Origin of the sequence: Candidatus Palauibacter sp., assembly GCF_965208055.1 — a bacterium.
Lineage (GTDB): Bacteria > Gemmatimonadota > Gemmatimonadetes > Palauibacterales > Palauibacteraceae > Palauibacter.
The window spans coordinates 3,800,751-3,815,158 of the sequence record NZ_CBDBNY010000004.1 but is presented as its reverse complement, the minus strand read 5'-3'; the positions used below and the strand labels follow the sequence as shown (position 1 = coordinate 3,815,158).

Below are 14,408 nucleotides of genomic sequence, written 5' to 3'. Positions count from 1 at the left end.
AGCGACGATGATACAGCCCGAAAAAGAGCGACTTTACCTCGACTACGCGGCGACCTGGCCCATGCGGCCGGAGGTGTGGGAGGCGATGGGGGCGGAGCTGCGGCACGGCTTCAACCCCGCGAGCGCGCATGCCCCGGGGCGCCGGGCCCATCGCTGCCTCGAGGTCGCGCGCGGGCGGATCGCGGATCTGCTCGGGTGTCCGCGGTCATCCGTCTGCTTCACGGGCGGAGGCACGCAGTCCGACAACCTCGCGATCCTCGGCTTCGTGCGGTCGCACGCGGGGCATGCGGAGCACCCGGGGCGCCCGGGGCGGAGCCCGCGCGTGTTCGTGTCCGAGATCGAGCACAAGGCGTGCCTCGAGGCGGCGGACCGGGGGGCGGTGGAGGGGGCGCGCGTGGCGCGGATTCCAGTGGACGGCTCGGGGACGGTCGACCTCGCGTGGCTGCGGCGGGAACTCGCGACGGATCCGGACGCGCCGACGCTGATCTCGGTGATGTGGGCGAACAACGAGATCGGCACGGTCCAGGCGATGGGGGACATCGTGGAGCTGGGCCACGAATACGGGGCGCTCGTGCACACGGATGCCGTGCAGGCGCTGGGGAAGGTCGACTGCGATCTGGAGCGGACGCCGGTGGATCTCCTGTCGGCCACGGCGCACAAGCTCGGCGGGCCCGTGGGGATCGGCCTCCTCTACCGGCGGCCGGGGGTGACGCTGGAGCCGCTCAGCTACGGCGGCGGCCAGGAACGGTCCATGTGGCCGGGCACGCAGAACCCGATCGGCGCGACGGGCTTCGCGGCCGCGCTCGCGCTCGCGCTCGAGGGCCGCGAGGCGGAGGTCGCCCGCTGGACCGCGCTGCGCGATCACCTCGAGGCGCGGATCCGGGCGGAGATTCCGGATGCCCGGATCCACGGCGGCGACGCGCCGCTGCGGATGCCGAATCTCGTCAGCGCCGGGATTCCGGGGTGTGACAGCGGGGCCGTGCTCGTGTCGCTCGACTTCGAGGGCATCGCGGTCTCGGGCGGGTCGGCCTGCGGGTCCGATTCGAGCGTCGGCTCCGACGTGCTGGACGCCATCGGGATCACGAGCGATCTCCCGTATGCCGCGGTGCGCTTCAGTTTCGGCCACGAGACGTCCCGGGCGGACATCGATGCGGCGGCGGACGCGCTGGCGCGGGTGGCCGCGCGGGTCGTCGCGCTCACGGCCTGAGATCCCGCGCCCATGATCGCCCCGAGCCGCCTCGCGGACTCCGTGCTCGTCGCCATGTCGGGCGGCGTGGACTCCTCGCTCACCGCCGCGCTGCTGGCGCGCGAGGGCCGCCCGGTCATCGGCGTGACGATGAAGACGTTCTGCTACACTGGCAGCGAGGGCCCGACGCGCACCTGCTGCGGCCTGGACGGGATCGCGGACGCCAAGTCCGTCGCCGCCCAGCTCGACATGCCGCACCACGTCTTTGACGTGGAGGAGGATTTCACACGCGACGTGATCGACGACTTCGTGTCCGAGTACGCGGCCGGCCGCACCCCGATCCCGTGCGTGCGCTGCAACAGCTTCACGAAGTTCCGGGATCTCCTCGTGCGGGCGGACGCGCTGGACTGCCGCTGGCTGGCGACGGGGCACTATGCGCGCGTGGTCCGACCCCGCTCCGGCCCTCCGCAACTCCACCTCGGCGCGGACGACCACAAGGACCAGACGTATTTCCTGTGGGGCATGCCCCGCGAGGCGCTCGACCGCCTGCTCCTGCCGGTCGGCGAGCTCACGAAGCCGCAGGTCCGGGCGGAGGCGCGGCGCCTCGGCCTCGACACGGCGGACAAGCCGGAGTCGTTCGAGATCTGCTTCGTCCCCGACAACGACTACGCCGGGGTCCTGCGCCGCTACCTGCCGGAGGACCACCCGGCGCTCTCGCCCGGCGCCATCCGCTTCGAGGACGGCTCCGACGCGGGCGAGCATCCAGGCTACGCGCACTACACTGTGGGACAGCGCAAGGGGCTCCCGGGCGGTTTTCGCGAGCCGATGTTCGTACTCGAGATCCGGCCGGAATCGCGCGACGTCATCATCGGGCCGCGGGCCTCGCTCGCCCGCTCGCGCATCGGCGCCCGGGGCGTGAACTGGCTGGCCGAGCCTCCCGCCGGCGGCGAGCGCGTCGGAGTGCGGATCCGGCATGGGGCCGCGATCGTCGACGCGGATGTGATCGAGGCGACGCCGACCGGCTTCTGGCTGGAGCTGCCCATCCCGCAGTCGGCCATCACGCCGGGACAGAGCGCCGTGCTCTACCGGGAGGAACGGGTCCTCGGCGGCGGCATCATCGTCTCGAACTGACGGCCGGCGCCGCGGGTGCAGGGGCCGCGCCCGCGAGCGGCCGGGCCGCGGGTCAGTAGGAGAGGCCCTCCTGTTGCGCGAGGTCCTTCACCGTCTTCAGGCCGTCGCCCGAAAGGTCGGGCGTCTCCACGACCACCTTGACGAGCTGGTCGCCGCGGTTCTCGCCGCGCCGGATGCCCTGGCCGCGGATCCGGAACGTGGTGCCGCTCTGCGTGCCCGGCGGAATTCTGAGCACAACCTTGTTCCCGCCGATCGTCCTCACCTTGACCTTCGAGCCGAGAATCGCCTGCGCCACGTTGATCGGCACCTCGCAGGCGAGATCGAGTCCGTCCCGGGTGAAGAAGCGGTCGGGGTCGACCTGGAACTTGATGATGAGGTCGCCGGCGGTGCCGCCGCCGGGGCCGCGTTCGCCCTTGCCGGAGATGCGGACGCGCGAACCGTTCTCGACCCCCGCGGGCACCTTGACGCTGAGCTTGCGCCGCGAGTTCACCTGGCCGCGGCCGGAACAACTCGAGCACGGCGTCTCCGGCACCATCCCGCGGCGCACACAGACGGGACACGGGCGCGTGACGGAGAACCCGCCCTGCCCGAACGTGACCTCGCCCCTGCCCTCGCACTCCGGACAGCGTTTGAGCGACGTGCCGGGAGCGGCGCCGTTCCCGTCGCACGTCGCGCACTCCTCGTTGATGGGCACCGTGACCGCGACCCGGCCGCCCCGCGCCGCGGTGCGGAGCGGCACCGTGACCAGGTATTCGACGTTGCGGCCCCGCTTCGGCCCTTCCCTCTCCGGTTTCGCCTTCTTCCCGAAATCGAAGATCGAGGAGAAGATGCCGCCGATGCCGCCCAGGTCGGACAGGTCCTCGAACTTGAAGTTGCCGGCGCCCCCGGCTGCTCCGCCCGGCTGGCCGGGCCCGAACGCCCCGAGACCTCCGTACTTCCGCACGCGATCGTATTTCTTGCGCTTGTCGGGATCGGAGAGGACGCCGTGGGCCTCCGACACCTCCTTGAACTTCTCCGTCGACCTCGGATCGCCCGCGTTCGCGTCCGGATGGTGCTCCTTCGCGAGCTTGCGGTACGCCTTCCGGATCTCGTCGGCGCTCGCGTTCTCCGCGACCCCGAGAATCTTGTAGTAATCCTTCGCCTGCGTCGCCATCGGATCAGGAGGTTTCGGCTTCGTGGCGGTAGACCGTGACGCGCGCGGGGCGCAGCAGCCGGTCGCCGAGCCGGTATCCGATGAGGACGACGTGCGACACCAGTTCGTCCTGCTCCGGGTCGTCGGTCGGGGTCATCATGAGCGCTTCGTGGAGGTTGGGGTCGAAGCGCTCGTCCACCGGGTTCACCGGTTCCACTCCGGTGTCGGAGAGGACCTTCGCGAACTTCCGGGCCACGAGCCCGATCCCCTCGTGCAGCGCGTTCGTCGTCGTGCCCTCGAGCGGCGTTTCGGCCACGCGCTGGAGGTCATCCATCAGTTCGAGCAGCTTGCCGGCGAGTTCCGCGCGCGCCCGCTCTCCCGCGTCGCCCAGTTCGCGTCTCGTCCGGCGCCGGAAGTTGTCGAACTCCGCCGCGAGCCGGAGGTGCCGGTCCTGCAGGGCCGCGAGTTCCGCTTCGGGGCCGGCGTCCTCTTCCGGCTCGGGCGCGCCGACCTCGTCGACGTGCCCGGGCGTTTCCGGAGCCTCCCCAGGCGCCGCGCTCTCCATCTCCTGCTCCCGATCCTTCTTTCCCATCGAATATCCTCGAGTCTGCTCGTCAAAGCCGTGAATCGAGCCAACGTATCGCTTCGCGCGCGGCCGCTTCCCGGATCTCGTCCCGGCCCCCACCGAAACGGTGACACCGCGCGTCGCGAGAGGGGCCGTCGTGGGCGATCCACACCGTGCCCACGGGTTTGTCGGCGGAGCCGCCCGAGGGCCCGGCGATCCCCGTGACGGCGATGGACCAGGTGCTTTCCGCCACGCGCCGCGCCCCGGCGGCCATCTCCTCCGCCACGGCCCGCGAGACGGCGCCGTGCCGCTGGAGCGACGCCTCCGACACGTTCAGCAGCGACCTCTTGGCGGCATCATCGTAGCTTATCAGCCCACCCCACAAAACCTCCGAAGCTCCGGGTACCGCGGTGAGGGCGGCGCCGATCAGGCCGCCGGTGCAACTCTCGGCGAGCACCAGCGTGTGACCCCTCTCCCGCAGGCCTTCGACGAGCGCCGCGGCGGCCTCGGACAGCGACGGACAGCGCTTACGAATGGCGGCCCGCCATGATGCGCGAGAACATGCCCAGATAGGTCACGGCGGAGACCACGGTGAGCAGCACTGCGAGGGCGAGAAAGGTCGTGGTGAACCAGCCGTGGAAAGCGGAGAACCACTGCCACGCCCAGCCGCCGGGAGCCACGAAGCCGGGGGTAAGGAACGCCACCCACAGGATCGCTGAGCCGATGAAGATGTTCTGGGCGAGCGCCTTCCTCTTGCCCAGGATCTGCGCCGCGACCACCCGGCCCTGCCGCGCGGCGAAGGACCGGAGCAGCGTGATCAGCGCTTCGCGCCCCAGGAAGATGACGATGGCCCAGAGCGGGATGACGCGGAACACGGGGAGAGAGGGGGTTCCCACCTGCCCGAGATTGATGCTGTAGACGGGGATGAGGGCGGCGACGAGCAGCAGCTTGTCGGCCAGCGGATCGACGATCTTGCCGAAGGAGGTCACCTGGTCGCGGGCCCGCGCCAGGTGTCCGTCCCACAGGTCCGAGAGCGCGGCGAAGACGAACACGACGAACGCGATCATGCGGGGCGCCGGCCGGGGCTGCAGGAGCAGCGCCGTCACGACGGGGGCCGCGAGGATCCTGCCCGTGGTAATCGCGTTCGGGAGATTCAGTGTGGGTCTCCGCTCTCAAGGACCTCGTCGCTCGCGAGCACGCTCTCGAGACTCTCCAGGACTGCCGTGGCGCGCTTGCGGAGGAGCGGTCGCTCTTCCCATGCCAGGTAGTCTCTCAGCAGCGGCAGATCGTCCACGGACGGGTGCGATCTCAGGTATCCGAGGGCCGCCAGGCGCCGGAGCGGGTGCGGACTGAACAGTTCGCGCCGGTGTCGCCGCATCTGGTCTCGCGCAAGATAGATCCCGAGGCCGACGGCCGCGGCGGCGCCGAGCAGGGCGGCGGCGGCGATCTTCCATCCCGTCGCGGCGCCGCGGTCCGCGTCTTCGTATTCGATTCGAGTCATCATCGGTCGCTGCATCTCATTGGTCGTTACATCTCCCGTCGGCCGGCGAAGGCTTCGGCGATCGTCACCCCGTCGGCGTACTCGAGGTCCCCCCCCACGGGCAGCCCGCGGGCGAGGCGCGTGACAGTGACGTCGGCGGCCGAGGCCAGCAGGCGCTGCAGGTATGTCGCCGTGGCCTCTCCCTCGACGCTCGCGTTCGTCGCGATGATCACCTCCCGGACGGGCGTGTCGAGACGCCGAAGCAGGGCCCGGATGTTCAGGTCTTCGGGTCCCACCCCATCGAGAGGGGACAACCGTCCGCCAAGTACATGATACAGGCCTCCGAAGTTCCCCGAATTCTCGATCGCCGGAATGTCCGAGGCTTCCTCCACGACGCACACCAGCGCCGGATCGCGCCTCGGACTCCGGCAGTATTCGCACGGCTCCATGTCGCTGAGATTGCCGCAGGCGCCGCACATGCGAACTTCCGCCGCGACCCGTTCTATGGCCTTCGCCAGCCGCCGGGAATCGTCCCTCGAACTCTTGAGGAGGTGATAGGTGAGCCGGCGCGCGGTCTTGCGGCCGATCCCGGGGAGCCGGCCGAGTTCGCCCACGAGCGCCTCGATGGCGTTCACGGACGGCCGGGGAAGTTACCCAGGCCCGGCAACGGCAGACCGCCCGCCGCCTGGCGCATCTCGCTCTCCATTCGATCCTTCGCCCGCCGCTGCGCCGCGGAGGCCGCGGCGACGATGAGGTCCTCGAGCATCTCGACCTCCGCCGGGTCCACAACGGCGGGGTCGATGGAGATGCCCTTGATGCTGCCCTGGCCGTCCACCGTCACCTCGACCATGCCGCCGCCCGAAGCCGCGACCATCGTCTCGCGCTCGAGCTTCTCCTGCATCTCGGTCATGCGCGACTGCATCTGTTGACTGAGTTGAATCAATTGCTGGATGTCCACGCCGTCCACTCCGATTCTCCTACTCCTTCAGGGTGAGGTCGAGTTCCTTCACGGCTTCCCGGAGGTGCGGGTTTCCGTCCATCAACCGCTCCACGCGCGTGCGGGCGGCTTCTCCGGCGGTCATGCGGCCGCCCTTGCGGTCGACGATCGCGAACCTGACGGTCGGCAACCCCAGGCGTTCCGCGAGATTCGCGCGGAGAGGGCCGGAACGCTGATCGTCCTTGAACAGCTTCTCGAGTTCCTCGCGCCACCCGGCCTGGACGCGGAGCCGAACCTCGCCTTCCACGAGGCCGTCGACTTCAGTGGCGCGCAGGGCCAGTCCGGACACTCCACCCAGCCCCGGCATTTCGGCGACAGCGGCGGCCCAGGCGTCGCGGACGCGGGATGCCGACGCCGTGCCGGACCGGTTTTCCGGTGCGGGGGCCGGCGCGGTCGCGGGCTCGGCGGCGGTCGCGGGCTCTCCGGCGGCTGGGGTCGGCGGAGGCGGCTCCGGGGGCGGCGGCCGGGACGCGGGAGCGGGCGTCGGCGGTGGAGACCGCTTCTCGCGCTGGCGCCGGGGCGGATGCGGCGGGCGCGTGCGAGGCCCGGGCTCGGCGGGGGGGGCGCCCAGGGCCGCCAGGACTTCCTCGAGTTCGACGGTCGATTCCATGCGGACGAGACGCAGCAGCAGGACCTCGAGCTGGATGCGCGGCTGGGAGGACCGGTGGAGCATGCCCGAGGCCTCGAACTCGCTGAGCGCGGCCAGCATCCTGAGCAGGTCCGCCGGAACCAGCGCTTCGGCGGCGGCGAGGAAACGCTCGCGTGACCCCGGCAGGAGTTCGACCGCCTCGGCCTCCGGATCGAGCCTCAGAACCAGGAGGGTGCGCAGCGCGTCGCCGAGTCCGCGCAGAAACTCCGCGGGGTCGTGCCCATCGTCGAGGAGATCCTGGACGAAAGCGAACACTCCGGCCCGATCCCCGTTCGCCGCGATCTCGAAGAACGCCAGGTATCGATCCTCGTCGACGAGCCCGAGCATGCGGCGGACGTCCGCGAGTTCCACCGCGTCTCCGCGGAAGGACAACACCTGGTCGAGGGAGGAGAGCGCGTCGCGAACGCCGCCCTCGGCACGCCGCGCGATCGCCCGCAGCGCCCCCGCTTCGGCCGGGATTCCCTCCGCCTCGAGCACCGTCTCCAGCCGGCTCGTGATGTCCTGCACGGAGACTCGCCGGAAGTCGAACCGCTGGCAGCGGGACATGACGGGCGCCGCGCCGCGCTCGATCTTCTGCGGCTCGGTGGTGGCGAAGGCGAAGATCACGCGTGGCGGCGGCTCCTCGAGGATCTTCAGGAGCGCGTTCCACGCGTCGCGCGTGAGCATGTGCGCCTCATCGAGGATGTAGATCTTGTAGCGTTCCTCGCTCGTGGGCGCGTACGCGGCCCGGCGGCGGAGGTCCCGGGCATCCTCGACGCCCCGGTGGCTCGCCGCGTCGATTTCCACGACGTCGAGCGAGGCGCCTCCGGACCAGATCCGCTCGCACGAGGAGCACGCGCCGCACGGTTCGCCGGCGGAGCGGTCGGGGCAGTTCAGGGCCATCGCGAGGATGCGCGCCGTCGTCGTCTTCCCGATCCCGCGCGGGCCGCAGAAGAGATACGCGTGGCCGACCCTGCCGGACTCGATCGCGGCCTTCAGCGTGGGCCCGATGTGGTCCTGTCCGATCAGCTCCGAGAAGCCTCGGGGCCGGTAGGTCCTGGCCAGCGCGGTGCGGTACAAAGGCTCGTGAGCCATCTGGGTCGGCCGGGGTCACGGTCCCGGCCGGCTTCGACTCCTTCGGGTCTGAGGGCGCCCGCGCCCCGCGACGCGAGAACGCCGCCGACGTCGGGCGAACGACCCCAGGCGGGCCGTGGCGACCGTCACACGCTTACCGCTGCTACCTTCACGGTCCTGACGGGATTCACGCGCTCCGGCCCCACGGGCCTGGGGCACTGTTCAACTTATCGGCACGCAGGGGCAGCGGCCAGAAAAAACCGTCATGCATCGTCGCCGTAGAAGGCTTCCGGGATGTGCTGAACCCGGCACGTCCCGCGGCGGTCGACCTCCACGGCGACGAGGTCGAAGCGGGCCTCCGTGGCGGCGCCGGCGTGCCGGCCGAGCCACGCTCCGGCCGCGCGGCGGATTCTCCCCCGCTGCGCCCGGGAGAGCGCCTCCTCGGGCGCCTGCACACCGGAGCGGCGCGTCTTCACCTCGACGAAGGCCACCGTGTCTCCATCCCTGACGACCAGATCGATCTCCAGCCGCCCCACGCGCCAGTTTCGATCGAGGATTTCGTATCCCGCGTCCGCCAGGTGGCGCGCGGCGATGCGCTCTCCGAGGCTGCCGAGGCCGCTCTTCGTCCGGGGCTGGACGCGCCGGGTCCGCGCGCGCCGGGTCCGGTCAGCCGTGGGCGGGGACGCGGGCACGCGCGATCCGGCGGCCGATGGCGTTCGCGATGGGGTGGAGTTCAGCCATCAGCGCGTCGAACTGCTCGAGCGTGAGAGACTGCTGGCCGTCCGAAGCCGCCTTCGCGGGATCGGGATGGACCTCGAGGATGAGCGCGTCCGCGCCCGCCGCAACCGCGGCGCGGGCCATCGGTCCTACCTTCGACCGGGCCCCCGTGCCGTGGCTGGGGTCCGCGACGATCGGGAGGTGCGACAACTCGTGAATCGTCACGATGGCGGTGAGGTCGAAGAGGTTCCGCGCGTGCGTGTCGAAGTTGCGGACGCCGCGCTCGCACAGCATCACGCGCGACTCTCCCTCGGCGACGATATACTCCGCGGCGAGCAGCAACTCCTTGATCGTCGCGGCCATCCCCCGCTTGAGGAGAACCGGTTTGCCGACCCGGCCCGCCGCCCGCAGCAGGGAGTAGTTCTGCATGTTCCGCGCGCCGATCTGGATGATGTCGGTGTATTCCGCGACGAGCCCCATGCTGTCCATGTCCAGCGCCTCGGTGATGATCGCGAGGCCCGTTTCTTCCCGAGCGCGGGCGAGCAACTCCAGCCCCTCTTCTCCCAGCCCCTGGAAGGAATAGGGCGAGGTCCGCGGCTTGAAGGCTCCGCCGCGCAGGACGGTCGCCCCGGCTTCCGCGACCCGGTGCGCGGTCTCCAGAATCTGTTCGCGCGATTCCACGGAGCACGGGCCGGCCATGACGGCGACGTCCTTCTCGCCGATCCGCACGCCGTTGGGCAGTTCGATGACCGTGTCCTCGGGGCACCATTCCCGGCTCACCTGCTTGTACGGCGGCGACACGTGAATGACCCGGAGCACGCCCTCGATCCCCACGAGCCGGCTCGCCTCGACGCTTCCATCGTTGCCGACCAGGCCCACCGTCGTGCGCTGGGCGCCCGGCATGGGCCGGGCCCGATACCCCATATCCTCGATCGCGCGGACCACGTCTTCGACCTGCCCGTCCGTGGCGCCGTGCTTCATGACCACCAGCATCGTTCCCCCTGTGAGTGTCTTTCGCCCGTCGTGCGCGCGCCCGGAGCGGCAGGGCGGTGACTCGCCGGTCCGCTCCCAGCGGTTCCGGCAGGAGCAGGATACTCCACTGGCGTCACCTGTGCGTCAACGAGACCCGGAGTCCCTCCCTCGCGACGCAGATATCGCCGGCGTATCCGGCCTCGGCCACGAGACGGGAAACATCGTGGCCCATTCGGAAGTGCGGGTAGATGTGCGTGAGCACGAGAAGGCGCGGAGCCGCGGAGGTCGCCAACTCGGCGACGCGCGCAGGCGAAAGGTGGTTGTCCGACGCCTGCGAGTCGTGGAGCGAGCACTCGCAGACGAGGGCGCTCACCCCGCGCATGAACGAGCCCAGTTCCGTGGACGGCCCGGTGGACGACCCGGGGGACGGCCCCGTGTCGCCGGTGTAACCGAAGCTGAACGCCCCGCCTTCGAGCCGCCACGCGACGCTCTCCTCCGTGTGCGGCGTCTTGTGGGCTTCGAGCCGCGGACCTCCGCTCAGGTCGCGGGCCGCGCCCGGCGTGAGTTCCTCGATGAGGACGGGGAACCCCGGATCCAGGACGAAGTCGCCGTAAGCGCCCGCCAGCTTCTCGAAGAACCCGCGGGTGCCCGCCGGGCCCCACACCGTGAGCGCTCGTGTGCGGGGTCGGGCGAGGCCGTGCTTGAGCGCGAAGAAGAACCCCGGGAGCGCGCCGACGTGATCGGCGTGAAAGTGGGTGATCGCGAGGTCGGTGATCTTCCCCCAGGGCAGGCCGAGTCGGGCAAGCGCCTGGAGAGCTCCGGGACCGCAGTCGAAGAGGATGCGCGTGCCCCCGGCGGATCCCGTGCCGGAGGACGAGACCCAGTAGGAGGAGGCGGCGCGGTCCGCTTCGGGGACGACGGTGCCGCACCCGACGACGATCAGTTCGTCCGCCCCGGTCCCGTCCGGCGCCGGACCGTCCGCCGCGTGTGCCGCGGGTTCGGCCTCGCTCACGCCACCTGCGTGGCGGAGTTGAACTCCACGCCGACGATCGAGGAGACGCCGGCTTCCTGCATCGTCACGCCGTAGATCCAGTCCGCGTTCTCGATGGTCCGCGGATTGTGGGTGATGACGATGAACTGCGTCTCCTCCTTGAATTCCTTCAGCATGCCGACGAACCGCAGGATGTTCGTTTCGTCCAGCGGCGCGTCCACCTCGTCCAGCAGACAGAACGGGCTCGGCTTCGCGAGGTAGATGGCGAACAGCAGGGCGAGCGCGGTCAGGGCCCGTTCGCCGCCGGAAAGCAGGTGGATCCGCTGCGTCTTCTTCCCGCGGGGACTGGCCGAGATCTCGATCGGGGAGTCCAGGGCGTCGTCGGGATTCTCGAACCGGAGGTCGCACTGCCCGCCCTCGAACAGCGAGTCGAAGGTGCGGTGGAAGTTGGCCCTCACCTGCTCGAACGTCTCCAGGAGCGCGGAGGTGGCCTGCCGGTTGATCTGGCGGATCGAGGTGCGGAGGTCGTCGCCCGCTCGGGTCAGGTCGTCGCGCTGTTCCGTCAGGAAGTCGAGACGCTTCTGCTCTTCCTCGTATTCCTGCTGCGCGAGGAGATTGACCGGGCCGATGCGGGCGATCGAGCGCCGCACGCGCTCCAGTTCCGGTTCCCATTCGGCGGGCGCCGCATCGTCAACGGGGTCGGCGCGTTCCCGGAGTTCCGCAAGCGGCGCGTCCCATTCCGCTTCCACGCGGCCCCGAATCCCGGACTCCCTCGCCTCCAGTTGCGTGATCTCCAGCTCGAGCCGATGCCGAGCCTCCACGCGCTCCCGCTCGAGGCGCCGCGCGTCGCTCAGCTCCGACTCGAGTCTGTCCAGTCGTCCGCGGCGTTCGGCGATGCGGCGCTCCAGCGCCGACAGATCCGCTTCACACTGCGCTCTCGCTTCGAGCCCGGCGCCGATGGACGTCTCCAGTTCCTCCGACTGCGCCTTGCTCTCCGCGATCAGAGCGTTGAGCCGGTCCATTTCCCGGGCCTGCGTCCGCGAGCGCGCCTCCGCGTCGCCCGCGGCCTCGGCGAGGCGGCCTTCCACTCCGCGTCGATTCTCGACCTCGGCTTCCCGCCGCGCCTGCGCCAGTTGCGCTTCGTGGAGTTCGGCCCTCCCGGTGTCGGCGGCGGCACGGGCGACGCCGGCCTTCTCTCGCGCGTCCGCGTACGTGGAGGACAACTGCGCGACCCGCTCATCGAGTTCGCCGCCGCGCGCGGCGTCGTCGGCCGAGAGCGACACCTCATCTTCGCTGAAGGCTTCCAGTTGTTCGATGCGGCCGGCGAGTTCGCTGCGCTCCTGGTCCAGACGGACGAGCCGCGCCTCCGCGGAGGTCCGGTCGGCTTCGGCTTCGCGGCGGGTCGACTCCGCATCGGACAGCGAGCGCCGCAGCGCGTTCACCTGCGCGAACGCGTCCGCCGCGGCGTCCCCCAACTCCCCGACCGCCTCCTGCGCCCGCGCACGATCTTCTTCCAGCGCCTCCACTTCCTCGCGCAGCGTACGAAGTTCGGCCCGGCGGCTCAGGAGTCCCTCCGAAGCGGCGCCTCCCACGTAGACGCCGCCCCACCGATCCTGTCGGCGCCCCTCGGCATCCACCCACGGGTGCGGGCGCGGCGCGAGTTCGCCGCCAGAGGGGACCCCGACGCCCGCCAGCAGCGCCTTCACCCAGGCCGCACCGGCACCCTTGGCGTCGACGTGTCGCATGAGCGGCGCGTCGGCCTCCGCAGGCCCCGGCAGCGGCCCGGGATCGAGCGGGAGCACCAGGATGCCGCCCTCTCCGCCGCGCCGTTCGAGCCATGCCTCGACCGCCTGGACCGCGGACCAGTCGCGCACGACGACGCCGTGAAGGTAGGGGCCGAGATGAGACTCGACCGCGGATGCCCAGTCGGCGGAAGCCTCCATGAACTCCGACAGCGCGCCGCGGAGGCCGGGGATCGCGTTCCGGTCCTTCAGCAGTTCGGCGACGGCCTCCGGGAGCAGCGCGCTCGACCCTACCAGAGACCCGAGACTCGAAGCGCGAGCGCGCGCGGCGGCGAGGCGGCCCTCCAGGTCGGCCGCTTCCTCGCGGGCTCGGCGCAGCGCCGCGTCCGCGGAGGACGCGGTGTCACCCGCCGCCTGCAGCCGGTCGCGCGCATCCTCCAGCGTCCGGCCCGCCTGCGCCTCGCGTTCCGACGCACTCTCCGCCTCCGTCCGGAGGCCATGCTCCTGGGCGGCGAGCGCGTCGAGGGCCGGCCGGCGCCGCTTGAGTTCCTCGCTGCGGTCGCGGGCTCGTACCTCCTTCACGCTGAGTTCGAGCCGCCAGCGCTCCACCTCCCGGCGCGCTTCCTCGAGCGCCTCCCGGGCCGCATCGCGCTCGCTCGCGGCGGTGCGGGCCGTCTCGGCCAGAGCCTCCGCCCGAAGCGCGAGTTGCGCCACCGCGGCGGCGCCTTCGGCGGCGAGGGACTGTCCCTCCTTCAAGGCCGCCCTTGCTTCCGCCACGCGCTCCCGGAGGTCCTCGCGCCGACCCTCGTTCCGGCGCACTTCCTCCTCCAGGGTCTCCAGCCGATCACGCGCGTTCGAGCCTCGCTCCCCGGCAAGGAGACGGGTGCGCTCCTGCTCCTCCACGGCGCGCCGGGCCTCCTCCAGGCGCCGGGCGAGGCCGGCCCGGTCCCGCTCCATGTCGGTGTACTCCAGGCGCAGCGTCTCCGCGCGGGTCTCCGCCGTGCGCAGATCCACATGGTCCGGCCCGGTGTCCGGCTCGAGGCTCTCGAGTTCCGCCCATGCTTCGGCCAGCCGCCCGGTCGTCTCCTCGAGCCGGGCGTCCGCGACGGCGATCTCGAGTTGCAGGAGCCGGGCCCGGAGCTTCGCATGGCGCTCCGCCCGCCCGCGCTGCTGCGCGAGTGAGCGGACCTTGGACCCCACCTCGATCAGCACGTCCTCGAGCCGCTGCAGGTCGCCGTCCGCCTGCTCGAGCCGGCGGGTCGCGATCCGGCGGCGGTCCTTGTAGCGCCCGATCCCGGCCGCTTCCTCGAACAGCGTCCGGCGCTCCTCGGCGCGGTCCGAGAGGATCGCGTCCACCATGCGGCCCTCGATCATCGCGTAGGCGTTCGAGCCCAGCCCGGTGTCCCGGCACAGGTCCAGGATGTCCTTGAGCCGGCAGGCCGTCCCGTTGAGCGTGTATTCGCTCTCGCCTCCGCGATAGACGGTGCGGCCGATCGCGACGTCGGCGTAGGGCACCGGAAGCACGCCGTCCTCGTTCGAGATTTCGAGCAGGACTTCGGCCCGGTGGATGGGCTGCCGCGCCTCCGTCCCCCCGAAGATCGCCTCCTCCATGCGGGACCCGCGGATGGCGGTGGGGCGTTGTTCTCCCAGAACCCAGCGCAGCGCATCGGAGAGGTTCGATTTTCCGCAGCCGTTGGGGCCGACGACGGCGGTGATGCCGTGATGCAGTTCGATCCGCGTCCGGTCGGCGAACGACTTGAATCCGCGCAGCGTCAGGGCCTTGATCTTCAAGG

At 71.0% G+C, this 14,408-nt stretch carries 14 protein-coding genes and 1 other RNA gene; 2 read left to right on the top strand and 13 right to left on the bottom strand.

All coding sequences use genetic code 11. The features are described from left to right. Window positions 1-7: 7 nt before the first annotated feature. The gene (locus ACOGXI_RS16695) at window positions 8-1,207 is read left to right on the top strand and encodes a cysteine desulfurase family protein (protein ID WP_419939936.1); all 1,200 of its coding nucleotides are present in this window, start codon (window positions 8-10) and stop codon (window positions 1,205-1,207) included. Between the two features lie 12 nt (window positions 1,208-1,219). Beyond that, complete coding sequence (mnmA, locus tag ACOGXI_RS16690) at window positions 1,220-2,317, top strand: tRNA 2-thiouridine(34) synthase MnmA (RefSeq protein WP_419939935.1); 1,098 nt, start codon at window positions 1,220-1,222, stop codon at window positions 2,315-2,317. A 52-nt stretch (window positions 2,318-2,369) separates the two neighbouring features. Here mnmA and dnaJ read toward each other — a convergent pair whose 3' ends face one another. From dnaJ to smc, 13 genes are all read right to left on the bottom strand, one after another. Continuing rightward, on the bottom strand, window positions 2,370-3,470 hold the full coding sequence (gene dnaJ, locus ACOGXI_RS16685; RefSeq protein WP_419939934.1) for a molecular chaperone DnaJ: 1,101 nt from the start codon (window positions 3,468-3,470) through the stop codon (window positions 2,370-2,372). Window positions 3,471-3,474: 4 nt separating this feature from the next. Beyond that, window positions 3,475-4,041 carry a nucleotide exchange factor GrpE gene (locus ACOGXI_RS16680; protein ID WP_419939933.1) on the bottom strand — a complete coding sequence of 189 codons (567 nt, stop codon included), beginning with the start codon at window positions 4,039-4,041 and terminating at the stop codon, window positions 3,475-3,477. A 22-nt stretch (window positions 4,042-4,063) separates the two neighbouring features. Beyond that, window positions 4,064-4,528 carry a CinA family protein gene (locus tag ACOGXI_RS16675; RefSeq protein ID WP_419940235.1) on the bottom strand — a complete coding sequence of 155 codons (465 nt, stop codon included), beginning with the start codon at window positions 4,526-4,528 and terminating at the stop codon, window positions 4,064-4,066. Between the two features lie 13 nt (window positions 4,529-4,541). Continuing rightward, on the bottom strand, window positions 4,542-5,171 hold the full coding sequence (gene pgsA / locus ACOGXI_RS16670; RefSeq protein ID WP_419940234.1) for a CDP-diacylglycerol--glycerol-3-phosphate 3-phosphatidyltransferase: 630 nt from the start codon (window positions 5,169-5,171) through the stop codon (window positions 4,542-4,544). Then, the gene (locus tag ACOGXI_RS16665; RefSeq protein WP_419939932.1) at window positions 5,168-5,518 is read right to left on the bottom strand and encodes a hypothetical protein; all 351 of its coding nucleotides are present in this window, start codon (window positions 5,516-5,518) and stop codon (window positions 5,168-5,170) included. Before ACOGXI_RS16665 ends, pgsA begins: the two co-directional genes overlap by 4 nt. A 23-nt stretch (window positions 5,519-5,541) precedes the next feature. Beyond that, window positions 5,542-6,129: a recombination mediator RecR gene (recR, locus tag ACOGXI_RS16660; RefSeq protein WP_419939931.1), complete on the bottom strand. Its 588-nt coding sequence runs from the start codon at window positions 6,127-6,129 to the stop codon at window positions 5,542-5,544. Then, window positions 6,126-6,461 carry a YbaB/EbfC family nucleoid-associated protein gene (locus ACOGXI_RS16655; protein WP_419939930.1) on the bottom strand — a complete coding sequence of 112 codons (336 nt, stop codon included), beginning with the start codon at window positions 6,459-6,461 and terminating at the stop codon, window positions 6,126-6,128. Before ACOGXI_RS16655 ends, recR begins: the two co-directional genes overlap by 4 nt. A 10-nt stretch (window positions 6,462-6,471) precedes the next feature. After that, entirely contained in the window at window positions 6,472-8,214 is a 1,743-nt protein-coding gene (gene dnaX, locus ACOGXI_RS16650) for a DNA polymerase III subunit gamma/tau (RefSeq protein ID WP_419939929.1), read from the bottom strand. A gap of 99 nt (window positions 8,215-8,313) precedes the next feature. Then, window positions 8,314-8,409, bottom strand: an RNA gene (ffs, locus tag ACOGXI_RS16645) — signal recognition particle sRNA small type. A gap of 47 nt (window positions 8,410-8,456) precedes the next feature. Then, window positions 8,457-8,885: a YraN family protein gene (locus ACOGXI_RS16640; RefSeq protein ID WP_419939928.1), complete on the bottom strand. Its 429-nt coding sequence runs from the start codon at window positions 8,883-8,885 to the stop codon at window positions 8,457-8,459. Beyond that, complete coding sequence (gene aroF / locus ACOGXI_RS16635) at window positions 8,860-9,903, bottom strand: 3-deoxy-7-phosphoheptulonate synthase (RefSeq protein WP_419939927.1); 1,044 nt, start codon at window positions 9,901-9,903, stop codon at window positions 8,860-8,862. Before aroF ends, ACOGXI_RS16640 begins: the two co-directional genes overlap by 26 nt. A gap of 112 nt (window positions 9,904-10,015) precedes the next feature. After that, window positions 10,016-10,894 carry an MBL fold metallo-hydrolase gene (locus ACOGXI_RS16630; RefSeq protein WP_419939926.1) on the bottom strand — a complete coding sequence of 293 codons (879 nt, stop codon included), beginning with the start codon at window positions 10,892-10,894 and terminating at the stop codon, window positions 10,016-10,018. After that, a complete protein-coding gene (gene smc / locus ACOGXI_RS16625; protein ID WP_419939925.1) occupies window positions 10,891-14,406 on the bottom strand; it encodes a chromosome segregation protein SMC in 3,516 nt (1,171 codons plus the stop codon). The genes ACOGXI_RS16630 and smc overlap by 4 nt, the downstream gene beginning before the upstream one ends. Between the last annotated feature and the right edge of the window lie 2 nt (window positions 14,407-14,408).